This window comes from Ectothiorhodospira shaposhnikovii (assembly GCF_047222355.1).
GTDB lineage: Bacteria > Pseudomonadota > Gammaproteobacteria > Ectothiorhodospirales > Ectothiorhodospiraceae > Ectothiorhodospira.
Genome location: NZ_CP178333.1, coordinates 2,341,371 through 2,366,588 on the forward strand (window position 1 = coordinate 2,341,371; position 25,218 = coordinate 2,366,588).

Consider the following 25,218-nt stretch of genomic DNA (forward strand, 5'->3'; position numbering starts at 1 on the left):
TCCGGCCCGTTATTGACAGGGTGCAAGCGACCGACTTTCAGATGAAGCAGTGCCGACCCCGCGCGGGTCGGCGGCGGCCTCAAAACGACTGTCCGGCTCGACGATGACTACCTGAAGATTGCCCCAGGGTCGGGAACGAGCCTCCAGTGCGTGTCCCTTGGCCTGCAGGGAGGTCTTCAGGCCATCATCCAGGGCATCGGGCTCATGCTCGATATGATCCGGCAGGTACTGGTGATGGAAGCGAGGTAACGACGCCAGTCGTTCCGCATCCGCCCCCTCATGAAACTCCAGCGCCGCGAGCATCACCATGGTGATGATGCGACTGCCGCCGGGTGTGCCCAGGGCGGCAATACGCCCATCCATCTCCAAGAAGGTGGGCGACATGCTCGACAGCATGCGCTTGCCCGGCTCGATGCGGTTGGCCATGGACTGCATCAGGCCATAGGCATTGGGCGCCCCCGGCGCGGCCGTGAAGTCATCCATGTGGTTGTTGAGCACCACGCCGGTGCCGGCGGGCATGAAGCCGGAGCCGAAGGGGTAGTTGAGGGACAAAGTGGCCGACACCCGGTTACCCCGGGCATCGATGATGGAAAAATGCGTGGTGTCCTCGCCACCCGGGACATCCGTTACCCCCGGCAATTGATCGCTGGGTCGGGCACGGCGCGGGTGGATGGTGGCGGCCAGACCGGCGGCGTAATGCGGATCGGTCAGACGCTCCACGGGCACCGGCACAAAGTCCGTGTCGCCCAGGTAGCGGGCGCGGTCATGATAGGCCAGGCGCATGGCCTCCACCTGATGATGCACGCGGGCAGCGTCATCCCCGGCATCGGGATCCATATGGGCCAACACCTGTAGTGCCTGGGCCAGGGCGATGCCACCGGAGGAAGGCGGCGGCGCCGACACCACCCGCATGCCCCGGTAGCCGAAGGTCACCGGTTCGCGCTCCACCACCTGATAGCTCGACAGGTCCTCTTCGGTCCAGATCCCCCCGGCCTCGTCCATGGCCTGGATGAGCCGCTCGGCCACGGGTCCCCTGTAGAATCCGTCACGTCCCGATTCCGCCAGTCGCTCCAGGGTCAGGGCCAGGTCCGGCTGGCGGATCACGAAGCCCTCTTCAGGCACCTCGCCATCGTCCAGAAAGACCGCTGCCGCCTCGGGCCACTCCCGCAGCGTGTCCCGGCGGAAGGATGTCAGCCGATGATAGATTGGGTCCACCGGGAACCCTTCCCGGGCCAGACGGATAGAGGGCTCCAGCAATACCGACAGGGGCAGCACACCGTATTTCCGCGCGATATGGTCCAGCGCATCGGGCGTGCCGGGAATGGCGGCCGCCAAGGGGCCGTTCATCACCCGATCACGTTCAAATTCGCCGTCATCGTCCATGAACATGTCGGAGTGGGCCGCCAATGGCGCCCGCTCCCGGGCATCCACCATGATCTGCCGTCCCGTGCCGGCCTCATGCAACAGCCAGAAGCCGCCGCCGCCCAAGCCGGATCCATAAGGCTCCACCACCGCCAGTACCGCCCCCACGGCCACGGCGGCGTCGAAGGCGTTCCCTCCCCGCACCAGTATCTCCAGGGCGGCTTCGGTGGCCAGTGGGTGGGGAGTGGCAATACCGTGGGGAGGTGGATCCGCCGCCAAATGCCCTGCCATGCACAGGCCCATCAGGAGAATCAGACATCGGATCGAACGAAACATGAGGGTCTCCTCCGGGGTGATTCGGGGGGCGGCGGCGGTCGGCATAGACAGGATAATCGAATCAACGATACCGATCAGACAAACGCCCCCCTACACCCCACCTTCAAACCGCGCCACCAGAAAATCAATCAACGCCCGCACCCGGGGCGGCAGCCAGCGTCGGTCGGCATACACGGCATATACGGTCAGTGTCGGTGCGTGCCAGGCATCCAGACAGGTGACCAGCCGGCCCCGCGCCAGGGCATCGGCGGCCAGGAAGCGGGGCATCAGCACCAGGCCCAGTCCAGCCTCGGCGGCGGCCACCAGTACCTCGCCGTTGTCCGATCGCACCGAACCGTGCACCCGGACCACCTGTTCATCCCCATCACGGCAAAATCGCCAGTCATGGCCGGCGGGATCGTTGGTGTATACCAGACATTCATGATCCGACAGGTCACGGGGATGGGCCGGAGTGCCCCGTTCCCGCAGGTAGCCGGGACCGGCGCACAGCACCAGGTCCACCGTGGCCAGCGGCCGGGCCACCAGGGTGGGATTGAGCTGGGAGGCCACACGGATCGCCAGGTCGAACCCGTCCTCCACCAGGTTCACGATACGGTCGTTGAAGGTCACGTCCAGTGACACCTGGGGATGTTGCCGCTTGAACTCGGCCAAGGCCGGCGCCAGATGACGAATCCCGAAACTGACCGGCGCCGAAAGACGCAGACGGCCCCGTACCGTGCCGGTTTCCAGGGCCAGGTCCTGCTCCGCCTCGTCCACCAGTTGCAGGATGCGCACCGCCCGCGGATAAAAGGCGCTGCCGGCTTCCGTGAGGGACTGGCGCCGGGTGGTACGCTGTAGAAGTCGCGTACCCAGATGGCGCTCCAGCTTGCTCACATAGCGACTGGGCTGGCCCCGGGCCAGACCCAGCCGTTCCGAGGCGGCACTGAAGCCGTCGCATTCCACCACGGTCACGAAGACCCGTAGGGCGCGCACAAGATCAAAATCCGGCAGATTGATGTTTTTCATGCATCGATATTATGCCGATACCCGGGTTTATCAAGCACGGTAGAAGGGTTTCAATCAAAGCACACACCCATCTTTCAAGGAGATCGCCATGAGCAAGGTCCTGGTCCTGTATTACTCCATGTATGGTCACGTCGAGACCCTGGCCCAGGCCATTGCCGAAGGGGCGCGCAGCGTGGAAGGCACCACCGTGGACATCAAACGCGTGCCGGAGCTGATGAGTGAGGAAGATGCCCGCAACGCCGGTGCCAGACTGGATCAGGCGGCGCCGGTGGCCAATCCTGAAGATCTGGCCAACTACGATGCCATCATCTTCGGCACCCCGACCCGCTTCGGCAACATGGCCTCCCAGATGCGCAGCTTTCTGGATCGTACCGGCGGCCTGTGGGCCCAGGGCAGGCTGGTGGGCAAGGTGGGCAGCGTGTTCACGTCCACCGGTACCGGTGGCGGCAGTGAAACCACCATCACCTCTTTCTGGCATACCCTGGCCCATCACGGCATGGTGATCGTCGGCGTTCCCTACGTGATACCGGAAACCACCGACATTTCCGAAGTGCGGGGCGGCAGTCCCTACGGCGCCGCCACCATCGCCGGCGGCGACGGCAGCCGCCAACCCAGCGACAAGGAGCTGACGATCGCGCGGCTGCAAGGCAGCCACGTGGCGCGAATCGCGGGCAAGCTGCGAGGCTGAGCCTGGTCTCCAGGCCGCCGAAATACCGTTGACACCTCCCCGTCCGGCCGCATGGCATCCATGCGGCCGGACGGCGTTGCAAATCCCATGTACGTCCATCCAGAATCCTGACGCGACTATCCAGAATTGCGCCTTCCTGCCGATACCGGGTCTAGACTCGTTAAAGCGTCATTGCATACGCCCCTCCCCTTTGGTTGGTCACCCTGTCCAGGAACGCGCCATGGCCCTCGTAAAAAAGACTCCCAGCACATCGCCCTCATCCCCGGGTAGCGAGGATTCCCGCACCCACGCCGCCGCGGCCCGCGAAGCGGAAGCCCAACGCAAGCGAGCCCGAACCCTGGCCAAGCAGCAGCAAGCCGCCGAGCGCATCGCCTCGGCCACCGCCCAGTTGGCTTCCGGCATCAATGAGGCGGCCTCCGCCGCCGAGGAACTCAAGCGGGCCTCCGATCAGATCGCCTCCGGCGCCGAGGAGGCTTCCGGTGCGGCCCAGGAATCCCTTACCGCCTTCAAACAGGTCAACCTCGCCCTGTCCCGTCAGCTGGAAAACGCCAATAGCGCCCAGGCCAGGGTGGAATCCCTCAAGGAACTGGTCACCGGGGTCGGTGGCGAGATCGACGGTTTCATCACCAATGTGGGTATCAGCGCCCAGCGCCAGAGCGAATCGGTGAAGATGGTCAGCGAGTTGGAGCAGCAGGCCGCCAATATCGGCGACATCGTCAAGGCCGTGGCTCGCATCGCCGATCAGACCAACCTGCTGGCCCTCAATGCCGCCATCGAGGCGGCCCGGGCCGGCAAGCACGGCAAGGGTTTTGCCGTGGTCGCCGATGAGGTTCGCACCCTGGCGGAAACCTCGGAGAAGAGCGCCAAGCAGATCCAGGATCTGGTCGCCCAGATACAGAAGGATGTCAAGCAGATCTCCGAAGGCATCAACACTTCCGCCGGCAAGGTGCAGCAGGAAGTGGAAAACGGCAAGCAGATCACCCAGCAACTGAAGCAGATCCGCGACGATACCGCCGTGATCACCGGCGGCATCCAGGAGATCGCCACCGGCGCCCAGCAATCCGAAAGCGCTGCCAGACAGGCCCTCAAGGGTACCGAAGAGATCGCCACCGCCGCCGAGGAGCAGTCCGCCGCCGCCGAGGAATCCGCCAAGACCGTGGCGGAGCAGACCCAGGCCCTGGGGGAATGCGAACAGGCGGCCCAGAGCCTGTCGGAATTGGCGGAGGAGCTGCGCAGTTCCACCGACATCAGCAAGAGCGCCGAGGAAGTCGCCTCGGCCGCCGAGCAGCTGTCGTCGGCGGTACAGGAAATCAACCGCTCCGGGGCGCAGATCATGGCGGCGCTGGACCAGATCCGCAAGAGCGCCCAGCTGCAGTCTTCCGCCACCGAGGAATCCTCCGCCGCCGTGATCCAGATCGAAAAGGGCGTGGAGATTTCCCAGCAACGGGCAACGGCCACGGAAGAGAAGATCCGCCACATCACCCAACTGCTCAAGACCAACCAGCAGAGCATGGAAGAACTCATCCGGGGCGTTGCCGAATCCGCCGACGCCTCCCGCGAGAGCCTGCGTCAGATCAAGAATCTGGAACTGGTGTCACGGCGCATCGACAAGATCGTGGATGCCATCACCACCGTTTCCATCCAGACCAACATGCTGGCGGTCAACGGTTCCATCGAAGCCGCCCGGGCCGGCGAATTCGGCAAGGGCTTCGTGGTGGTGGCCACGGATATCCGCAACCTGGCCCATGACTCGGCGGAAAACGCCGACCGCATCAAGGATCTGGTGAAGGCGGTGCAGGACCAGATCGACACCGTCTGGCGCGACCTGGAGGAAAACATCAACGCCGCCAATACGGAGGCGCAGAAGGCCAGGAGCATCACCGCCGGCCTGCAGACGGCGGAAACCGACGTGGCCACCGTACAAAAGAGCGCCCGTGAAGTTCTCAATGCCGCCACCGAGATTGCCACCGCCATCGGTCAGGTGAAAACCGGGGTCGAGCAGATCGCCGCCGCCGCCGAAGAGGCGGAAAAAGCGGCCGCCGAGGCGGCTTCGGCGGCCGGTCAGCAGGCCCAGGGGGCCGAGGAGCTGGCGGCGGCCATCGAGGAAATCGCCTCGCTGGCCGATGAACTGCAAAGCGCCTGACACCAGCCACCGTATTGCGGGAGATCGTCATGACCAACGAAACGGTCGCATCGTCCCCCCCGGGCGGGGGTGATACCCAGTCAACGAACCCGGATCAGGAGTCCGACGTTCGTCAATTCGTGATCTTCATCTGCGGCAGCGAGGTGTTCGGGGTCGACATGGCCCCGGTACAGGAAATCATCCGTGTGCCCGAGGTCGTCCGCGTTCCCATGGGTCCCCCCGCCCTGGAGGGACTCTCCAACCTGCGCGGCAAGGTGCTGCCCATCATCAGTCTGCGCCGTCTGTTCGACTTTGACCGCCGCGACAGCGATGACGCCTCCCGTGCCCTGGTGATCGACCTGGGTCAGCCCCTGGGCTTCGTGGTGGACCGGGTCAGCAGCGTGGTGGCGGTGGAACCGGAACAGATCGAGGACGTCAGCAACCTGAGCACCACGGTGAATACCGAGATGCTGTCCGGCCTGCTCAAGGATGTCGGCGGCTTTCCCATGGTCATGGTGATGGATTTCGAGCGTCTGATCAGCGCGGAATTTGCCGACATCGCCCGGATGGCCCGCGGCACCGCGGCCCATGCCCTGGCCCAGGAACACTCCGACGATGAGGAAGACGGCGAGGATGCACAGGACGAACTCCAGCTGGTGAGCTTCGAAGTGGCGGAACAGGAATACGCCATTCCCATCGAGCACACCCAGGAGATCGTCCAATTCCCCGAGCAGATCGTGAAAGTACCCCGTTCCGAGGCCCATGTGCTGGGGGTCATGAACCTGCGCAACCGTCTGCTGCCCCTGGTATCCCTGCGCTGTCTGTTCGAGCTGCCCGATCGAAGCGCCGATGAACAGAGCCGCATTGTGGTGGTACGGCTGGGCACCATCACGGTAGGACTGGTCATGGACAGCGTCAATGAGGTCCTGCGCGTGCCGCTGAGCGCCGTGGAAGCCATGCCCGCCATCCTCTCCAGCACCGGCAACCTGGGCGAAATCTCCCGCATCTGCCGCCTGGGACAGGACGGCAAACGCCTGGTTTCCATCATTTCCATCGAGCACCTGTTCCGGCATTCATCCATTCAGGAGGCGATCAATACCGTGAAAGACATGCAGGAAGACGACCCGGCCATCCTGGACAGTCAGGAAGAGCAGGACGACGACGAGGAACAGGTGGTGGTATTCCGCCTCGACAGGGAAGAGTTCGGCGTGCCCATCGACAGCATCCAGGAGATCGTGCGGGTCCCCGAGGAACTCACCCGGGTCCCCAAGGCCCCCCACTTCGTCGAGGGCGTCATCAATCTGCGCGGCTCGGTGCTGCCGGTCATCGACCAGCGTCGTCGCCTGGGACTGCCCACCACCGAACGCAACGACCGTCAGCGCATCATGGTCTTCCTGCTGGACGGCATGCGCACCGGGTTCATCGTCGATTCCGTGGCCGAGGTGCTGAAAATTCCCCGCACCGCCATCGAACCCTCGCCCCGGCTTTCGGAGGAACAGGCCCGACTGATCGGCCGGGTCGCCAACATGGAGAAACAGAAACGCCTGATCCAGCTGATCGATCCTTCACACCTGCTCGCCCGGGAGCAGCGCGCAGTCCTGGCCGGCCTGACCGAGCAGCAACAAGACGAACAGCAAAATGTGCAAGGCACCAGTGGCACCTGAATTTCGCCTCTCCTCAAAATATACAGAGACTTAAGACAAGACCGTGATCAAGCTGCTGATCGTCGATGACTCCGCGCTGATGCGCCGCCAGCTCAAGGCCATCTTCATGGCGGAAGGCGATTTCCAGGTGGAAATGGCCCGCCATGGCCAGGAAGCGGTGGAACTCAACCGCACCTTCGAGCCGGACGTCATCACCCTGGACATCAACATGCCTCAGATGGATGGCCTGACCGCCCTGTCCCTGCTCATGGCGGAACGTCCCGTGCCCGTGGTCATGGTTTCCTCCCTCACCGAAAAGGGTGCCATCGCCACCCTGGAGGCCCTCAACCTGGGTGCGGTGGACTATATCCCCAAGCCGGGCGGTACCATTTCCCTGTCCATCGCCGAAGTGGAGGCGGAGATCATCGCCAAGGTGCGGGCCGCCGCCGGGGCGCGCATCAGAAAATCCCGGGGTCTGGCGGCCCGCATCCGCGGCAACCTGTCCGTCCGCGAAACGGCCAAGCCTTCTCCCCGGCCAAGCACCAGCCCACTGCCCATGGGGGAAGAAGCGGACGGTGACGGCCTGGTCATCATCGGTGTTTCCACCGGCGGTCCCCGCACCCTGGAAGAGATCCTGCCCCTGCTGCCGGCGGATTTTCCCTGGCCGGTCCTGGTGGCCCAGCACATGCCCCCCAGTTTCACCCGCCCCTTCGCGGAACGCATGAACAGCCTCTGCGCCCTGGAGGTGCTGGAACTCCGGCGACCGCTGGAACTGAGGCCCGGGCAGATTCATATCGGTCGGGGCGGTGCCGACATCGTGGTCGTACAACGCGCCGGCAAGCGTCTGGTCAGCGCCCGTCCGGAGTCGCCGGAGATGCTCTGGCACCCGTCCGTGGAACTGCTGGGACGCTCGGTGCTGCAACACTGCAACCCGCGCCGGGTGATCGGCGTCATGCTCACGGGCATGGGGTACGACGGGGCCGAAAGCTTTACCGAACTCAAGCGCCGGGGCGGCCGCACCATCGCCGAATCCGAGCAGTCGGCGGTGGTCTTCGGCATGCCCGCCGAACTCATCAAACGCGGTGGCGCCACCACCGTGCTGCCGGTGGAAAGGATTGCGGAACAGATCATCAAATGGGTCCATGCCAGCTGACTCAACCTTTTAACCCAAGGATTGCACCATGGCGTTGAAAAAGGGACAGCCCACCCCCCCTTGCCATAGTCCCGGCGAGCGTCAGGAGCCCAGAAACCTGGAAACCCTGCTGCAGACGCTGCTGGACGAAGATGTCATGAAACGCCGCTGGGCCGCCCGGGACCTGGCGGAACATCCGGCGGCGGCGGAAGCACTGGTCACACGGCTTCGCCACGAAAAGGATGCCACCGTGCTGCAGGTGATCGTCACCTCACTGGGCTGCATCGCCAACGAGGTGGCCATTTGCGGGCTGATCGACTGTCTGTATTCGGAACACACCCTACTGCGCAACGCGGCCATTGAAGTGCTCAAGGAACTGCCCGAGCCGGTCGCTCCCCACATGGGAAAGCTCCTGCACGATCCCGATCCGGATGTGCGCATCTTCGCCGTGAACGTGCTCGAATCCCTGCGTCATCCCCAGGTGGAGGCATGGCTGCTGGAGGTCATTCTCAAGGACGAACACATCAACGTCTGCGCCACCGCCGTGGATCTGCTGGGCGAGGTGGGCAGCCCGCAGTCCCGGGATGCCCTGCGGGCACTCAAACAGCGTTTTCCGGAGGAACCCTATATCCAGTTCGCCGCCGATCTGGCCCTCAAGCGCATCGGGGCCGGGTGATGTCCATGCAGAAACCCAGCGTCATCAGCGACGAGGATTTTCAGAAATTCCGGGAATTCTTCTATCGCAAGACCGGCATGCTGTTCGAGGACAGCAAACGCTATTTCGTGGACAAACGCCTGCTTGAGCGCATGGCCGCCACCGCCAATGAAAGCTTTCGCAACTACTTCACCATGCTGCGCTTCCAGGCCTCCGGGGCCGAACTGCAGACCCTGATCAATGCCATGACGGTGAACGAAACCTACTTCTTCCGCGAGGAGTACCAGTTTCGCTGTCTGGTGGATTCCATTCTCCCCGAACTCGTGGCCCGACGCTCATCCTCGCGGCCCATCCGCATCTGGTCGGTGCCCTCCTCCTCCGGCGAGGAACCCTACGGTATCGCCATCTACCTGCTGGAACACTGGCCGCTGCTCGAACAGTGGGACGTGGAGATCATTTCCTCCGATATCGATACCCAGGTTCTGGAGCAGGCCCGCAAGGGACTGTATGCCAGCCGGGCAATCCAGCACCTGCCCACCAATCTGCTGAAAAAATATTTTCACCGGGCAGGCAGCCATTACCAGATCAGCCAAAGCCTGCGGGAAGCGGTGGAGTTCACCCGTGTGAACGTCCACGATGCCGCCGACATGCGCGGTCACCGGCAGTTCGATGTCATCTTCTGCCGCAACCTGCTGATCTATTTCGACGACCTGTCCCGCAAGAAGACCGCGGAGTCCTTTTTCGATGCCCTCAACCCCGGTGGTTTCATCTGCCTTGGGCATTCCGAGTCCATGAGCCGCATCTCCTCGCTGTTCCAGATCCGGCGCTTTCCCGAAGCCATCGTATATCAGAAACCCCTGGAGGCGAGATGAAACGCATTCTCGTCATAGACGACGCAGCCACGGTCCGGCTCTATCACCGTGAAATCCTCGAACAGGCCGGCTTTGCCGTCATCGAGGCCATCAACGGACTGGAAGCCCTGGAAAAACTGGAGATGGAAGGCCCCTTCGACCTCTACCTGGTGGATATCAACATGCCCAAGCTGGACGGCTACGGCTTTCTCAAGGCACTGCGCGAGAAGGACATCCCGCAGGCGCCGGCCATCATGATCTCCACCGAGTCGTCGCCCCGGGACCGTGAGGCCGCCCTGGTCGCCGGCGCCAACCTGTACGTCGTCAAGCCGATCAGGCCCGAACAGCTACTGCCTCAGGTACGGGGCCTGCTTGGAGAGGGGCATCCGTCATGAATCCGTTACTGGATCAGTTCATCAGTGAATCAAGGGACGCCATCCAGTCCATCGGCGAACGGCTCATGCAGCTGGAAAACACGCCGGATGATCATGAACTCATGGATGAATTGTTCCGACTGGTCCACACCCTAAAGGGCAATAGCGGACTGTTCGACTTTCCCGAGATGACCCGTGTACTCCACGGTGCCGAGGACCTGATGGACACCGTCAGGGACGGCCGCATCGGCTATTCCCAGTCGCTGGCGGATCCACTGCTCGAGGCGATGGATTTTGTCTCGGCCCTGCTCGACGAGATCCTCGCCGGCGGCGACGGCAACCTGCCCGCCGATGCCGAACGCACCGCGGCCGCCGTGGCGCTGACCGATTCCCTGCGTCGACTCATCACGGCTCGGGCCGAGCAGGACGAACCCGAGACAACCGCCGCCGAACCATTGACGGCCTCGACCCCGGCAACACACGCCCGCCCCGATGACCCGGCCGACGACGTGACAGACCCGACGACGCGGATACCTGAAGCCGCGCGCATGGATGCATATCGTCGCATGGTCCAGGGGCAGTCCTGCTCGTGGCTCAGTTATCGGCCCGAGGAAGAATGTTTTTTCAAGGGGGAAGACCCGTTCTATCAGATCACCCAGCTGCCCGACCCCCTCTGGCGCCGAGTCAGTGCCCGGGAACCCTGGCCGGCCCCGGACGCCCTGGATGCCTACCGCTGCCTGCTGCATTTCGAGTGCGTCATTCCCATGGATCCGCGGGAGCTGACGGAACACTTCCGCTACATCCCGGACCAGGTGGAGATCATCCCCCTTCAACCGGCAATGCTGGCCATTCCTACCGGGGAAACGCACGACGGCCTGCCCGTGGCGGAATACCTTGAGACCGCGAAGTCACACCTGGAATCCGGCAACCATGACGGTCTGGCCCGGGCCAGCCGACTGCTGCTGGAACTATCATCACCCGAACTCAAAGTAGCCTCGGCGCTGCGCTGGCTGCTGCTGGTACTGGGCACCCAGCCGGACGACACCCGGCTCCAGCAAAAACTGCTGGACGACATCCGCCGTGGAGCAGGTATCGGTGACGACACGGCACCCGTCCTCGAAGACACCGCCGCCCCCGATGCCGACATCATCTCGACCCAGGCCGAAATCCTCGCTCTGGAGGATACACCGCCCTGGCTCCCCGGCCGCCTGCGGGCCGTCGCCGCCAGCCTGCGGGCAGCCTTCACTCAAGCGGGACAGCAGGCCCGCCTTGAAGGCATGGACGAGGCCCTGCGGGCGGCGCTGGAGCAGAAGGCATCCTCGCCCCTGGCCCGATGGCTGGCGGACCATGTCACGCCGGCACCGGTCGGCGTCGATCCCGCACCGGCGGCGCCCAGCACCGTCGCCACCGAGCCCGCCCCCACCCCCGCCACGCCGGGCGCAACAACCGGCAACGGAGAGGCCCGCAAGTTCGGCCGCCGCCTGGAAGACAACTATGCCAGCCCCAGCGCCATCAAGGTGGATCAGGCCAAGATCGACCGACTGATGAACCTCATCGGCGAGATGATCGTGGCCAAGAATGCCCTGCCCTATCTGGCCGCCCGTGCCGAGACGGTATTCGGCGTGCGGGAGCTATCCCGGGAAATCAAGGGACAGTACGGCACACTCAATCGCATCGCCGATGAAATGCAGGACGCCATCATGCAGGTTCGACTGCTGCCGGTGTCCTTCGTGTTCCAGCGTTTCCCGCGGCTGGTCAGGGATACCGCCCATAAACTGGGCAAGGAAGTGCGACTAGTACTGGAAGGAGAATCCACCGAGGCGGACAAGAACGTCATCGAATCCCTGGCCGATCCCCTGGTCCACATCATTCGCAACAGCCTCGACCATGGCCTGGAGACCCCGGAGGAACGTCGCGCCGCCGGCAAGCCGATGGCGGGACGGCTCACCATCAGCGCGCGTTCCGAATCAGACCGGGTGGTGATCGAGATCGCCGATGACGGTCGCGGCATCGACCCCGCGGCGATCCGCCGCAAGGCCTATGAAAAGGGTATCATCGACGAACAGGCCCTGGAGCGGCTCACGGATCAGGAGGCACTGAATCTGGTCTTCGCCCCCGGTTTTTCCACCGCCGCCCAGGTGTCCGACCTGTCCGGACGGGGCGTGGGCATGGACGTGGTGCGCACGGCGGTGGCGCGGGTCAACGGCAGCATCGATCTGAAAAGCCGACCGGGCGAAGGAACCCGCCTGCGGCTCTCCCTGCCCTTGTCCATGGCCGTGACCAACGTGATGATCATCGTCTCCGCCGGCCAGCGTTTCGGCGTCTCCATGGACGCGGTGGCGGAAACCGTACGGGTGGCACGGACCGACATCCAATGCATCAAGCACCAGATGACCACGGTTCTGCGCGGCCGCGTGGTGCCGCTGGTGGCGCTCAATGACCTGCTGGCCCTGGACGAAGCCCAGGTTCCCAACGATGATGGTGAAATGGCGGTGGTGGTGGTGCGCATCGAAAACGATTTTCTCGGCATCATCGTGGATGACTGTCGCGAGACCGTGGACATCATTCTCAAACCCCTGGCCGGATTCCTCGGCAACCTGCGGGGTTATGCCGGCTCCGCCCTGCTGGGGGACGGATCGGTTCTGCTGGTGCTCAATCCCCGGGAGTTGCTGTGATGGGCATTGAAATCGATGACAACACCTTGCGGGTCACCGACATGCTTGGCGTCGAAGATGCCGAAATCTTGCTCGACTGGCTGCTCAAGCATCCCGAAGGCAACCTGGATCTGGCCGGCTGTACCCACCTGCATGCCGCCAACTTGCAGGTCCTGATGGCCACCCGCCCCCGGATCACCGCCTGGCCCGAAGACGCCCGGCCGGCAGACTGGCTCAGACACGCACTCAATCAAGAGGAATGAATTCCATGCCCAAGACCATTCTTGTGGTGGATGACTCAGTCACCATGGTCATGAGCCTGAAAACCAGCCTGCAGATCGCCGGTTTCACCGTGGAGACGGCCCACGACGGTCAGCAGGCCCTGGACAAGCTCAAGTCCGGCGTCAAGCCGGACCTGATCATCACCGACATCAACATGCCCCGCATGGGCGGGATCGACTTCATCCGTCATGCCCGCGCCCTGCCGGGCATGCGCTTCATCCCCATCCTGGCCCTGACCACGGAAAGCCAGCAGGCCAAGCGGGACGAGGCCAAGAAACTGGGTGCCACCGGCTGGTTGCTCAAACCCGTCAGTGGCGCCGACCTGATCAAGGTCATCAAGCAAGTCCTGCCCGGCGCCTGAGGACACCCCATGACGGTCCTGACCGAGCAGCGCCGGAAACTGGCCGAAGCCTCCCTGCAACAGGCGCGCACCCTGCGTCGCAACATGGCCGTCTCCACGGTGCTGGGCACCCTGCTGCTGTCCCTGCTGGTGTATCACACCCATGCCTGGCCGGCGCGGCTGTCGCAATGGCTGGGCATCAGTGAACCCGCGGTACTGGCGATCATGGTGGCCATTGCCCTGCTGGGGACCAACTTCCTCGCCGGACTGGTATTCTTTCGCACCAGCTACCGCAACGCCGGTTCCCTGTGCCGCACCCTGGAGGCGCTGGACGAGGAACTGGTCAAGACCGAGACACAACTGGCAGCCAGCCGCGATTCCATGCATGCCACGGCCGATATGGATCAGGCCTTTCAGGACGCGCTGCGGCAGAACCTGCAGGACAGCGAGACCTACACCCTGGGCATCATCGAACGCACCGGCCGGCTCAACGAGGCGGCCGGAAAGCTGCTGGACTATCTGCACCACTCCAGCACCAACGCGGCCACCATGGCGGTGGACATCCAGCAGGGTGTGGAGGACATGAACAGGATTGCCAGCTTTGTGCGCGAACTGCCGGACAAGATCCGTCAGGATGCCGAGGTGATTCACCACATCCTCCAGGAGGTCAAGCAATTGGAAGGGCTCGCCGCCTCCATCAAGGAGATCAGCCAGCAGACCAACCTGCTGGCCCTCAACGCCGCCATTGAAGCCGCCCGGGCCGGCGACTCGGGGCGCGGATTTGCCGTCGTGGCCACCGAGGTACGCGCCCTGGCCAATCGTGCCTCGACGGCGGCCGACACCATCGAATCCGGCCTCAATCAGGCCCTGATGGCGGTGGAAAACAGCCTGGCCAACAGCAACCTCGGCGACTCTCACCACCACCTGGAAAAGGCGACCCAGGTGGTTGATGCCTTCCAGGCGTTGCAGCACAGTTACGAGGACATGCGCCAGTTCTACAAGACCCTGTTCTCGGTGGTCACCCGGCACAATACCGAACTGGCGGAACAGATTGCCGACATGCTGGGGCTGATGCAGTATCAGGATGTGGAGGGACAGCGGTTGACCCGCATGACCGACACCCTGGCGGAGCGTTGCCGGCTCTATGCCGGCGTGGATCAGTCTCCCACGGGTTTTGCGCCCCTCCCGGAGGAGTTGCAGCAGCTGCTGGCCCGCTATCTGGAGGACGAGGCCCGTCACAGCCACCCCGACCACCAGACCACCACCCCCGATGCGGGACCGCGTATCGAACTTTTCTGATGCCGCGCATCGGCATCCGTGACCCGACGAGAATGCCCATGACCGTTTCCCTGTCACAACACCTGCAAACCCATCGGGATGAGATACTCGCCGAATGGTTCGCCGAGTGGTTGCCCGCCGATAACAGCGGTCAACCGGGCTGGGCATCACCGGCACAGACCCGACACATCATGCAGACGCTGTTTGACCAGATCCTGTCGGCGCTGACGACGGCCCCGCCGGATCAGCTCCCCGACCTGGACGAGCAGGCCCCCCTGTGCGTACATCTGCGACATCTGGCCGCCGAACAGGCCCGCAACCCGGAACAGGCCACGGATCCCTTGCGCCTGCTCTTCAGCCTTCGGCAACTGCTGCTGCGTCATGTCACGGCCTGGGACCGGAAGAGCGAAACACTCTCGATGGCGGAACCCATGCTTCGGCTGGATCGCTATTTTGACCGGATTGCACTGTTCGCCTTCAACAGCATACTCAGCCTGCGGGATCGCCATATTTCGGAACAGAATCTGTCACTGATGGAACTGTCCACTCCCGTGCTGCGCCTGTGGCATCAGATCCTGCTGCTGCCTCTGGTGGGCATCATCGATACCGGACGGGCCCGTCAGATCGCGGATCATCTGCTGGAGGCCATTGCCCGTCATGAAGCGCGGGTGACGGTCATCGACCTGACCGGCGTCCCCATCATTGATACCAGCGTGGCCCAGCACATCATGAAGACCATCGACGCCGCCCGTCTGCTGGGTAGCCGGGTGGTGCTCACCGGCATCAGTCCGGAAGGCGCCCAGACCCTGACCAAGCTGGGCATCCGCTTCGGCGATGTCATCTGCCGCGCCAGCCTGCGCGCCGGTATTGCCGAAGCCCTGATGATCACCGGCAAGCGCATCACCGCCATGGAGGATCCGGCACACCCATGAAAAAAATTCCCATCCTGCGTCTGGGACGAATCCTGCTGGTCTCCATTCAGGAAGACCTCACCGACAACGAGGCCATGCAGTTCCAGTCCGATCTGGTCAACAAGGTCGCGGAGATCGAGGCCCTGGGCGTGGCCGTGGACATCACCGCGCTGGACGTGGTGGACTCCTACATGGCACGGGTCATCAACGATACCGCCAGCATGGTGCGCCTGCTGGGCGCGGAAGTGGTGATCTGCGGTATCCAGCCCTATGTCGCCATGACCCTGATCGAGATGGGCAGGGATCTGATCGGAGCCGACTGCGCCTTCAACCTGGATCAGGGTCTGGAGATGCTCAGGGAGCGCATCGCCCACCGCGGCGACATCCGTTTCACCGGTGACGGGGATGAATGAACGACGACCGTCCGTACGGCTTGCCATCGGCAACAGCAGCGACATCGTCACCGCCCGCCAGGCCGCCCGCGAGCTCAGTGCCCATCTCGGCTTCGGCAAGGCCCACCAGACCCGGCTGGCCACGGCGGTCTCCGAACTGACCCGCAACGTGATCCAGTATGCCGGGGCAGGCTCCTGCCTCATCGAAGACCTGTCGGACCCGGGCGAACGCATGATCCGGATCACCATCGAAGACCACGGCCCCGGCATTCCCGATCTCACCCTGGCCCTGCAGGACGGCTTCAGCACCAGCGGCGGCCTGGGCGCCGGATTGCCCGGGGTCCGCAGACTGGTGGACAGTTTTCATATCAGCTCGAACCCTGGGCTGACCCGCATCGTCATCGCCATTCGCAAGCCCGTCTGACATGTCACGACAGCCCCCGCCCCACACCCACTGCACGACTGCCCCCGCACAGATCATACCGATCCACGGTGAACAGGATGTCATGCAAGCCGCGCGCGCGGCCCGGCAGATGGCCGAACACCTGGGATTCGGCCGGGCGCAAGCCTATCACGTGGCCACGGCCGCCTCGGAGCTGACCGCCAACATGGCGGTACATGCCGGCGGCGGCACCCTCCACCTGCAGCCACTGACCGACAACGACGGCAGCATCATCGGGCTTGAAATGAGGGCGGAAGACCAGGGACCGGGCATTCCGGATCTTGATCTGGCCATGACTGAAGGGTACAGCACGGCAAGGCGGCTGGGCTGCGGTCTGCCCGGAGCCAGCCGCTTGATGGACGAATTCAGCATCAGTTCCACCTTGGGACAGGGGACCCGCATCAGGGCCATCAAATGGTGCCGTCACCGGCCCGTGGACAGATCATGAAATCATGCAGCGACAATCTGGGTCGAGCCATCCGGCCGATGCCGGGTGAAACACTCTGCGGGGACCAGGTCGGCTGCTGGCGGCAGGGCGAGACACTGTACATGGCGCTTGCCGATGGATTGGGACACGGCCCGGAGGCTCACCATGCCGCCCTCAGCACCATGCAGCATCTGATGGCGTTGGGATCGTTGCCGCCCACCCGACTCCTCGGCCGGTGCGACACCCTGTTGCGAGGCACCCGTGGCGTTGCCTTGGCCATGGCGCTGATCGATGATCAGGGGACACTGACCCACGTCGCCGTCGGCAACATCCGCGCCCTGCTGCTGCAACAGGATCGACTGACAAGACTGGGGGGCGCACGAGGCATTGTCGGTGCCGGTTTCCATCGTCTCTACGCAGAGCGTCATCTGCTGCGGCCGGGTGACTGGCTGGTCATGTTTTCCGACGGTATCAGCGAGGATATCCCCATTTCCGATGCCCTGAAGGATGCCTCGCCGACGGACCAGACCGCCCGGACACTGTTGCAACGCTGGGCACGGGACAACGACGATGCCGCCATCCTCCTCTACCGACATGCATGAATCCGCCGACTTGGATAGCGATGACGACATCACGGCGCGCTACACCCGGCTGCTGCTGCAGGCCGTCCTCACCGACGACCCGCTGACCACGGAGCAGGCCCTGACCGATGCCGCCGCCCTTGGCCGGGAAATGGTGAGTCGCGAACTTCCGCTGGAGGAAGTCAGCGAGATCCATCATGCCGCCCTGGTGGCGCTGGCCCAGGCACATCCGGAACTGACGCTGGCAACGGTGGCGGACAAGGTCACGGCCCCGCTCATGGAGGCCTACATGGCTTACAGCCTGGCCTTTCGCGAGCAACTGGAACATCGCACCCAGGCCATCCTGAGCGCCCGTCTCGATCAGCTCCGCCGTCTGGAGGCCATCGGCACCCTGGCTTCGGGCGTGGCCCACGAATTCAACAACATATTGGGCAGCATCATCGGTTTCAGTGAACTGCTCACGGACGAGGTACAGCCCGACTCCAGCGGCGCCCGGTATCTGGGCCATATCCTCAAATCCAGCTTCAAGGCCCGTGACCTGACCACCCGGTTGCTGGATTTCGCCCGCTCAATGCCCGAGATCCTTGAGCCCGTCAATGTGGTTCCCGTCGTCGGCGAAACCATCGAGCTACTAAGGGCTACCCTGCCCGTGCACATTCGACTGGTCATGGACGAGGGTCCCGGGCAGGCCTGGGTGATGGCGGAGCACAGCCAGATCCAGCAGATCGTCATGAATCTTTGCATCAACGCCGCCGATGCCATCCAAGGGCGGGCCGGGATGATACGGGTCGGCATTGATACCCTGCCGCGGACATCGGATCAGCCCGGCCCCATCGTCCGCCTGAGCGTCACCGACAACGGCGAGGGGATGACACCGGAGATCCAGGCACGTATCTTCGATCCCTTCTTCACCACCAAGCCCCCCGGCAGGGGAACCGGGCTGGGACTGTCGGTGATCCATGGCCTGGTGACCAGCCTGGGCGGTACGATCACCCTGGAGAGCACCTCCGGTGCGGGCACCCGGTTCAGCATCGACCTGCCCGCCCTTGGCGGACATACCCCGGGTCCGGGTCACACGGCGCCCCCCAAAGACCTGTCCCCATGACAGACACGGAAAAGACCATGACCACAATCCTGGTAGTTGATGACGACAACACTTTCCGGACCATGTTGCAGGAAATGCTGAGCAAGGAAGGGTTCCGCGTACTCGGCGCCGCCAGCGGCACCCAGGCCCTCACACTCCTGGAGTCCCATTCGCCGGACCTGATCATGACCGACATCCTGATGCCGGACGGCGATGGCATCGAACTGATCAATGCCCTCAATCAGCGCAACAGCCCCATTCCCATCATTGCCATGTCCGGCGGGCGCCGTTCCATCAGCCTGGAATTCAACCTGGAGTCCGCCGAACTGATGGGCGTGAAGGCCACCCTGCCCAAGCCCTTCACCCGTGAGTCACTGCGCCGGGTTCTTGAGGAAACCCTGCATCCATGAGCGCGGCGGGGGGAACGGGGCCCACCGTGCTAGTGGTCAGCAACCGCAAGGGGGGTACCGGCAAGACCACCACGGCGGTCAACCTGGCGGCGGAATTCGCCGCGACGGGCCGTCGCACGCTTCTGATCGACCTGGACACCCAGGGGCACTGCGCCCTGGGCCTTGGGGTCACGCCTTCCCCCACTCGACCCACGGTGCACCATCTCTTTCAGGACCACGACATCGGTCTGCTGGACGCACGCTATCCCACCTGCTGCCTGGGCCTGGACCTGGCCCCCGCCAATCCGGATTTTCAGCACGGCAGCGCCCCCGATGACGAGCAAGTGCTGGCACGGGCACTGGCGGATCCGGCACTGACATCCCGCTATGATCAGGTTGTCATCGACTCGCCGCCCTCCCTGGATCATCTGCTGCTCAATGCCCTGGCGGCCGCCCACTGGGCGGTCATCCCGTTCATGCCGCACCCCCTGGCCGGTGAAGGGGTCAAGCAACTGTCGAAGGTCTTTTTCAAGGTGGCCATGCGCAGCAATGCCAACCTGCGTCTGATGGGGGTGTTGCCGGTGATGCTGGACATGCGGGTCCGGCAGCACCAGACCGTCCGCGATCAGGTGGCCCGGCAGTTTGGCGAGGACCGGGTACTGGGCGGGATTCGCAACGACATCAAGCTGGCGGAATCCTTCGCCGCCGGGCGACCCATCCGGCTGTATGCGCCCCGCAGCCGCGGCAATGAGGATTACAGGACAGTCTTCGGAGTCATCGAACAACGCATGCGAGCCTGAAAGCCGGATCGTTCATTCAGGCGCTCACTCCATCACCCGGTCGCGCCCATGGGACTTGGCCCGATAGAGTGCCTGATCCGCCGCCTGCTTGAGTGCTTCCGCGGACGGCAGCGGTGCCGGGGCGGCATGGGTGGCAACACCAACACTGACGGTCAGGCAGGAAGAGACGCCGGAATACTCATGGGGAATCATCAAGTCTCTCACCGCCGCCACCATGCACTCCCCAACGTGCCGGGCACCCTGGGCATCCGTATCCGGTAGCAGGGCAACGAACTCCTCTCCCCCGTATCGGGCGACAAAATCCGAAGGTCTGGCGATACTGCCTTTCAGCACCTGAGCCACCCGGCGCAGGATGACATCTCCCGCGCCATGGCCGTAATGATCGTTGTAGGATTTGAAACAGTCGACATCGATCATGAGCAGGGACAGGCAGGAAGGGACATGACGGGACAGGCGTGACCATTCCTCCGCCAGTGTCTGGTCGAAATGACGCCGGTTCGGAAGCTCCGTCAGACTGTCCTGAAGCGATATCCGCTCCAGCTGGTCGGCCTTGAGTTTGTAATTGATGTGATTACGTACCCGGGCACGGACAATGGCCGGATTGAAAGGCTTGGAAATGTAATCCGCCGCCCCCAGGTTGAAACCCTTTTCCTCGTTGACATCATGATCCAGCGCCGTCACGAAGATCACCGGGATATGCCGGGTACGCGCATCTTCCTTGAGCCGATAGCACAACTCATAACCATCCATGTCCGGCATGAGCACATCCAGCAGGATCAGGTCCGGAGCCGGTTCCCTGCCGGCCAGGATCAGGGCCTTTTCCGCCCGGGTCGCGGTCAGAATACGATACTCACTGCTCAACAGATTGGCCAATACATGAATGTTGGCGGGCTGATCGTCAACGATCAGCACCGTGGCCTTGACCTCGTTCAACATCAGACTTCAATCTCCAGACCGGCGTCGCATGCCAGTTTCCGTAACAGATCAGCGGCCCTCTCGTGCTCAAGATCAGCCAGTAACTGCTCCAACTCCTTCACCCTGGCCTCGCCGACACGTCGCCGCAGGCAGTCGGTCACCCGATGTATGGTATCGGCGGCCACCCACTCGCCGGCCAACAGGGAGGCATGCACCCTCTGCATCAACACCCTCACGGACTCGGGGTCATCAACCGTGTCCCGTTCGACCACAGGCGCCACCGGCAAGGTGGTCAGACTTTTACGCACTTCGTTCAGGGCTTCGATGAACGAGGCACGCAGTCGCCGGGGAACATCGCCATCTTTCTCCAGGGCCTGCTCCATGGCCCTTGCGCGTCTCTGCAGACGATTTGCGCCCAGAGTTCCCGCCAGCCCCTTGAGGGTGTGAAGGCTGTGCCGCAACATTTCGGCATGGGGTGGCTTCAAAACCATATCGATATCGGAGAAACCGGTCTGCAGCTCCAGATTGAAACGACGCAGCATGTTCAGATACAAGGAGGCATTGCCCTCGAAGGTCCGCAGACCACGATCCAGATCGAACCCCGGCAGGTCGGAGGGCAGCGCGCAATCAGGAGACGAGGCAGCCGTGTCACCGGCCCGCATGGTATCTTCATGCAGCCAGCGCCTCAACATGGCAAACAGGGCCTGGGTATCGATCGGCTTGGCCAGATGGCCGTTCACGCCCGCCGCCCGGGCGCGTAGCCGGTCATCATCCATCGCCGCCGCGGACAACGCCACGACCGGCAACTCCGAAAAACGCTGACGAATACGCCGTGTCGCTTCAATACCGTCCATCACCGGCATCTGCAGATCCATGAGCACAAGATCGACAGGCTGCTGCTCCAGCAGATTGACGGCCTCCAGACCGTTACAGGCCACCATGACTTCGACACCGGTATTTTTGAGTATCTGCATGGCCACCTCCTGATTGATGGCATTATCCTCCACCAGCAGGATGGTCTGGCCGGGAAAGGTGGGGACCCTGCCTTTCCCGTGAATCAGACCGTTGGTGGTTGCTGCCTTGGAGACGTGGCCGGATAGAGGAAGCTGAAGTTCGAACTGGAACAGACTGCCCTGGCCGGGCGCGGAGTAAAGCGCCAGTTCCCCGCCCATCTGCGCCACCAGGCGACGACTGATCACCAGACCCAGACCGGTGCCGCCGTATTTGCGGGTGGTGGAAGAATCCGCCTGGGAAAAGGGAAGAAACAGCTTGGTCTGTTGCGGCTCGCTGATCCCGATGCCGGTATCCCGAACCTGGAAACGCAATCGCACCGAGGTACCCTCGTCGCCCAAGGCAAGCTGATGAATTGCCAGGGTCACCCGCCCCTGTTCGGTGAACTTGACGGCATTGCTCAACAGATTGCTCAGAACCTGGCACAGGCGCAGGAAGTCTCCCTCCACCATCAGCCCGCCATCGGTTTCCTGTTGCAGTATCAGCTCGATACCCTTGGTTTCCGCCGTGAGGGCAAACAGGGCTCGCATGCGATCCAGCAGTTCATCGAGAAGGAAAGGATGACAGTCCAGTTCCAGCCTGCCGGCCTCGATTTTCGAATAGTCCAGGATGTCGTTGATGATGCCCAGCAGCATGCGTGAAGCATCACGTATCTTCGCAAGATAATCCTGCTGCCGCTCATCCATGGGGGTGTTGAGCAATAACTCCGTCATGCCGATGAACGCGTTCATTGGCGTGCGGATCTCATGACTGATGTTGGCCAGAAACTCACCCTTGGCCCGATTGGCGCGCTCGGCCGCCTCCTGGGCCTGCCTGATGTGGGAAATATCCTGAATGATGGACCAGATCACTTCCCGCCCATCCTGATCCGTAGTCTTGAATCCATGGAGCAGTACCGGGTAGCGACTGCCGTCCTTGCGAATGTATTCCTTTTCGAAGGGACCGTAGAAGCCCGTCGCTTCCATGGAGGCCAGAGCCTTTTCTTCCTCGGGCAGGTAAGACGCGGGCGTCAGCTCCCAGTAGCTGAGTCGTCTGAACTCTCCGGGGGTATAGCCGGCAGGTTCGTTGATCGCCCGATTGAATTCGAGAAACTGCCCGGTCCTGAAATCATTCATGGCGATCCCGACCGGTGACAGCTCGAACAAACCTCGAAACTTGGCTTCCTGTGCCGCCAGTTCCCGGGCGGCCATGACCCGATCCGTGATGTCCTCGTTGACGCCGACCACACGTACCGCCTCTCCGGCCTCGTTGCGCCTGACCTGGGCCAGACCACGCAATGTCCTGTGTGCCCCATCCCGGTATCGCTGTATCTGGAACTCCACGTCGAAACGGACATCCTCCTTCAGCAGGCGCTCGAATGCCCCCAACACGGTCGGGAGCGATTCGGGCAGGACCCGTGCCTGCCAGTCCTTGAAGCGACCGCCGAAGATCTGCTGATCCACGCCATAAACCCTGAACATCCCTTCGTCCCAGAGCAGCACGTCATTGGCGATGTCGTAGTCCCAGATACCGATATTGGCCGCCTCGGTGGCGAGCTTGAGCCGTTCCCTGCTCTCAAGCAGGTGCATTTCATTGTTTTTCTGCGCCGTGACGTCCCTGAACACCACCAACAGACAGGGTCCGGAACTCAATTCCATGGCAACCACGGAAATATTTGCATGGATCAGACTGCCGTCCTCGCGGCGCATCCGGGTTTCGAAATCATCTCGTCCCCGCGCCATGATCTTCGACACATGCGCCTCCACCTCATCCGGAGTTTCCAGGGCCTCGTAATCCTGGATACGCAATCGGGAGAACGCATCGGCGTCATAACCCAACGTCTGGTGAGCGGCGGCATTGAACTGCAGGGGCAAGGTGGTCTTCGGGTCGAGCAGCAAGACGCCGTCCGGATACAGATCGAACAGCATGCGAAACTTGCGCTCCTCTTCCTCCAGCGCCTTTCGGGTCCTGATCTCCTGGGTCTGACCCAGCAGGTACCCCCGCAGCATGAGCGGATTGCCCTCATCATCGTACTCCGGCACCGAGTATTCATAAAACCACTGATACCGACCGGCCTTGTTACGCAATCGATAATGCTGCTCGATGGCGGGCGCACGACCGGCCAGTTCCATGGCCGTGTCCCGTTCCAGTCGGGGCAGATCCTCGGGATGGACCAGATCCGCGAACAGAAAATTCGGCGCCAACATGGACTCGACCGAAAAGCCAAGCACACTCAGAACATTGCTGGACACATAACGCATTGGCCAACCTGGTCTGGGATGCCACACACAGACCATGACCGGCCCGCCCGTAAACAGCCTCAGCTCCCGCTCCAGCTGCCGGGAACGAACGACCGCGGCACTGACGTCCTGCAGCAGGAACAGGAAGTGACCGGATCCGCCCAGGGGCTTTGCCTTGAGTTCCACCGCCACCCCCAGACCATCCTTGCGCATCATCACTTCATCGCCCTGATAGGCCTGCCCCTGCTCCAGGCACTGCAATACCCGGCACTGGCCCCGGGGAATGAAAGTATCGGTCTGATCGCAATGCAGCCACCCTGACAAACCGGGCTCGGCGTCGTCAGGGTGGCTGCATTGAAAGAAATCCATCACGGGCCGACCCAGCATTTCCTCGACCCCATAGCCCAATAACGCCGATACCGCCTGATTGACCCGGATGACCAGCCCCTTCCCGTCGACAACAACCAAAGCCGCGGGCACCTCATCGGTCAGTGTCGTGAGCGCCTGGTTGATTTCCGCAAGCTCGCGGTTGAGCAAGTCCAGTTCTTGCTGATGATTCCTGAGCAGAGTGAACCAGCGGTTGTAATAGAGGCTGACCAGATCTTTCTGGCTGACAAGGCCGCTGAGGCGCCCCTTGGCATCCACGACAACCACCCGCTTGATCCGTCTTTCACGGCAAAACGTCAGTGCCTCGGCGATGGTGGCGTGCTCGTCCAGAGTCAGCACGGGGTGAGTCATGTAATCCGCCAAAGCCCCGTTCAGATCAGCACCGGATTGCAGCAGGCGAATCACGTCCCGCTGGGTCAGGATACCCACGGGCCTGTCGTGACGAATGGCAACGGTGGCGGTACATTTTCCCAGGTCCATCAGGCGCATGACATCCTTGACGGGCAGTTGATCATCCACCGCCAGCGGCTGACCACCCTGTAACAGCTCGCCCAGACTCTGGGTCTCGGCCAGCATCCTGGGGTCCAGGCTGGCAGCCAGATCGCTGTAACTGACAATGCCGGCCAGTTTGCCTCCCTGATCCACCAAGCAGACATGCTCGCAACGATTGCGTATCGCCTTGAGTCCGTCCAGAACGGAGTCTTCCTGATCAAGCATGGGAGCTTCGGGCAGATCCAGCGCCGACAGTGGCGTGGACATGGCCACACCCTTGACCTGGAATGACAGCAGCATGCTCGAAAGGATCAGGCGATAGCCATCCGCGGCAATAATCACCACGGTGCGGATGTTATGCCGATTCATGCTGTCGAGTGCGTCGGCCAGGGTGGCCGTGACGGGCAATGTCACCAAGCGGCGTGTCGCAACACTGTGCAGTCGGG

General features: G+C 62.9%; 23 protein-coding genes. 19 read left to right on the forward strand and 4 right to left on the reverse strand.

Translation table 11 applies throughout. The features are described 5' to 3' along the window. Positions 1–9: 9 nt before the first annotated feature. Positions 10–1,698: a gamma-glutamyltransferase gene (gene ggt, locus ACLF6L_RS10600; RefSeq protein ID WP_412851653.1), complete on the reverse strand. Its 1,689-nt coding sequence runs from the start codon at positions 1,696–1,698 to the stop codon at positions 10–12. 90 nt (positions 1,699–1,788) lie between these two features. Next, positions 1,789–2,703, reverse strand: a complete 915-nt coding sequence (locus ACLF6L_RS10605; protein ID WP_238616030.1) for a LysR family transcriptional regulator — start codon at positions 2,701–2,703, stop codon at positions 1,789–1,791. A gap of 88 nt (positions 2,704–2,791) precedes the next feature. On the opposite strand from ACLF6L_RS10605, the gene wrbA reads away from it, so the two are divergent. The 19 genes from wrbA to ACLF6L_RS10700 all read left to right on the forward strand — a co-directional run bounded on the left by wrbA (position 2,792) and on the right by ACLF6L_RS10700 (position 19,748). Beyond that, positions 2,792–3,391: an NAD(P)H:quinone oxidoreductase gene (wrbA, locus tag ACLF6L_RS10610; RefSeq protein ID WP_238616028.1), complete on the forward strand. Its 600-nt coding sequence runs from the start codon at positions 2,792–2,794 to the stop codon at positions 3,389–3,391. A gap of 220 nt (positions 3,392–3,611) precedes the next feature. After that, entirely contained in the window at positions 3,612–5,534 is a 1,923-nt protein-coding gene (locus tag ACLF6L_RS10615; protein ID WP_238616027.1) for a methyl-accepting chemotaxis protein, read from the forward strand. A gap of 29 nt (positions 5,535–5,563) precedes the next feature. Next, positions 5,564–7,177, forward strand: coding sequence for a chemotaxis protein CheW (locus tag ACLF6L_RS10620; protein WP_238616025.1), 1,614 nt, complete (start codon positions 5,564–5,566; stop codon positions 7,175–7,177). Positions 7,178–7,220: 43 nt separating this feature from the next. After that, positions 7,221–8,309 (forward strand): protein-glutamate methylesterase/protein-glutamine glutaminase, encoded by a 1,089-nt coding sequence (locus tag ACLF6L_RS10625; protein ID WP_238616019.1) that lies wholly within the window; start codon positions 7,221–7,223, stop codon positions 8,307–8,309. A 28-nt stretch (positions 8,310–8,337) separates the two neighbouring features. Next, positions 8,338–8,964 carry a HEAT repeat domain-containing protein gene (locus ACLF6L_RS10630; RefSeq protein ID WP_238616018.1) on the forward strand — a complete coding sequence of 209 codons (627 nt, stop codon included), beginning with the start codon at positions 8,338–8,340 and terminating at the stop codon, positions 8,962–8,964. Positions 8,965–8,969: 5 nt separating this feature from the next. Continuing rightward, positions 8,970–9,815, forward strand: a complete 846-nt coding sequence (locus ACLF6L_RS10635) for a CheR family methyltransferase (RefSeq protein ID WP_238616013.1) — start codon at positions 8,970–8,972, stop codon at positions 9,813–9,815. Continuing rightward, on the forward strand, positions 9,812–10,189 hold the full coding sequence (locus tag ACLF6L_RS10640; protein ID WP_200176117.1) for a response regulator: 378 nt from the start codon (positions 9,812–9,814) through the stop codon (positions 10,187–10,189). Before ACLF6L_RS10635 ends, ACLF6L_RS10640 begins: the two co-directional genes overlap by 4 nt. Then, on the forward strand, positions 10,186–12,843 hold the full coding sequence (locus tag ACLF6L_RS10645; protein WP_238616011.1) for a chemotaxis protein CheA: 2,658 nt from the start codon (positions 10,186–10,188) through the stop codon (positions 12,841–12,843). The genes ACLF6L_RS10640 and ACLF6L_RS10645 overlap by 4 nt, the downstream gene beginning before the upstream one ends. Continuing rightward, the gene (locus ACLF6L_RS10650) at positions 12,843–13,085 is read left to right on the forward strand and encodes a hypothetical protein (RefSeq protein ID WP_238616010.1); all 243 of its coding nucleotides are present in this window, start codon (positions 12,843–12,845) and stop codon (positions 13,083–13,085) included. Before ACLF6L_RS10645 ends, ACLF6L_RS10650 begins: the two co-directional genes overlap by 1 nt. A 5-nt stretch (positions 13,086–13,090) precedes the next feature. Next, positions 13,091–13,465 (forward strand): response regulator, encoded by a 375-nt coding sequence (locus ACLF6L_RS10655; RefSeq protein ID WP_238616009.1) that lies wholly within the window; start codon positions 13,091–13,093, stop codon positions 13,463–13,465. Between the two features lie 9 nt (positions 13,466–13,474). After that, positions 13,475–14,743 (forward strand): methyl-accepting chemotaxis protein, encoded by a 1,269-nt coding sequence (locus ACLF6L_RS10660; RefSeq protein WP_412851654.1) that lies wholly within the window; start codon positions 13,475–13,477, stop codon positions 14,741–14,743. A 38-nt stretch (positions 14,744–14,781) separates the two neighbouring features. Next, entirely contained in the window at positions 14,782–15,654 is an 873-nt protein-coding gene (locus ACLF6L_RS10665; RefSeq protein WP_412851655.1) for an STAS domain-containing protein, read from the forward strand. Next, a complete protein-coding gene (locus ACLF6L_RS10670; protein ID WP_238616004.1) occupies positions 15,651–16,046 on the forward strand; it encodes an STAS domain-containing protein in 396 nt (131 codons plus the stop codon). Before ACLF6L_RS10665 ends, ACLF6L_RS10670 begins: the two co-directional genes overlap by 4 nt. Further along, on the forward strand, positions 16,039–16,449 hold the full coding sequence (locus tag ACLF6L_RS10675; protein ID WP_238616002.1) for an anti-sigma regulatory factor: 411 nt from the start codon (positions 16,039–16,041) through the stop codon (positions 16,447–16,449). The genes ACLF6L_RS10670 and ACLF6L_RS10675 overlap by 8 nt, the downstream gene beginning before the upstream one ends. Before the next feature lie 82 nt (positions 16,450–16,531). Beyond that, the gene (locus ACLF6L_RS10680; RefSeq protein ID WP_412851656.1) at positions 16,532–16,915 is read left to right on the forward strand and encodes an ATP-binding protein; all 384 of its coding nucleotides are present in this window, start codon (positions 16,532–16,534) and stop codon (positions 16,913–16,915) included. After that, positions 16,912–17,496: a SpoIIE family protein phosphatase gene (locus ACLF6L_RS10685; protein WP_238615998.1), complete on the forward strand. Its 585-nt coding sequence runs from the start codon at positions 16,912–16,914 to the stop codon at positions 17,494–17,496. The genes ACLF6L_RS10680 and ACLF6L_RS10685 overlap by 4 nt, the downstream gene beginning before the upstream one ends. A 10-nt stretch (positions 17,497–17,506) precedes the next feature. Continuing rightward, a complete protein-coding gene (locus ACLF6L_RS10690) occupies positions 17,507–18,580 on the forward strand; it encodes a sensor histidine kinase (protein ID WP_238615997.1) in 1,074 nt (357 codons plus the stop codon). A gap of 17 nt (positions 18,581–18,597) precedes the next feature. Next, complete coding sequence (locus ACLF6L_RS10695) at positions 18,598–18,969, forward strand: response regulator (RefSeq protein WP_238615996.1); 372 nt, start codon at positions 18,598–18,600, stop codon at positions 18,967–18,969. Continuing rightward, positions 18,966–19,748, forward strand: coding sequence for a ParA family protein (locus tag ACLF6L_RS10700; protein WP_238615995.1), 783 nt, complete (start codon positions 18,966–18,968; stop codon positions 19,746–19,748). The genes ACLF6L_RS10695 and ACLF6L_RS10700 overlap by 4 nt, the downstream gene beginning before the upstream one ends. Positions 19,749–19,772: 24 nt before the next feature. Here the strand turns inward: ACLF6L_RS10700 and ACLF6L_RS10705 are convergent, their stop codons facing one another. After that, complete coding sequence (locus ACLF6L_RS10705) at positions 19,773–20,684, reverse strand: diguanylate cyclase domain-containing protein (protein ID WP_238615994.1); 912 nt, start codon at positions 20,682–20,684, stop codon at positions 19,773–19,775. Beyond that, the gene (locus ACLF6L_RS10710; RefSeq protein WP_412851657.1) at positions 20,684–25,186 is read right to left on the reverse strand and encodes a PAS domain S-box protein; all 4,503 of its coding nucleotides are present in this window, start codon (positions 25,184–25,186) and stop codon (positions 20,684–20,686) included. Before ACLF6L_RS10710 ends, ACLF6L_RS10705 begins: the two co-directional genes overlap by 1 nt. Positions 25,187–25,218: the final 32 nt, after the last annotated feature.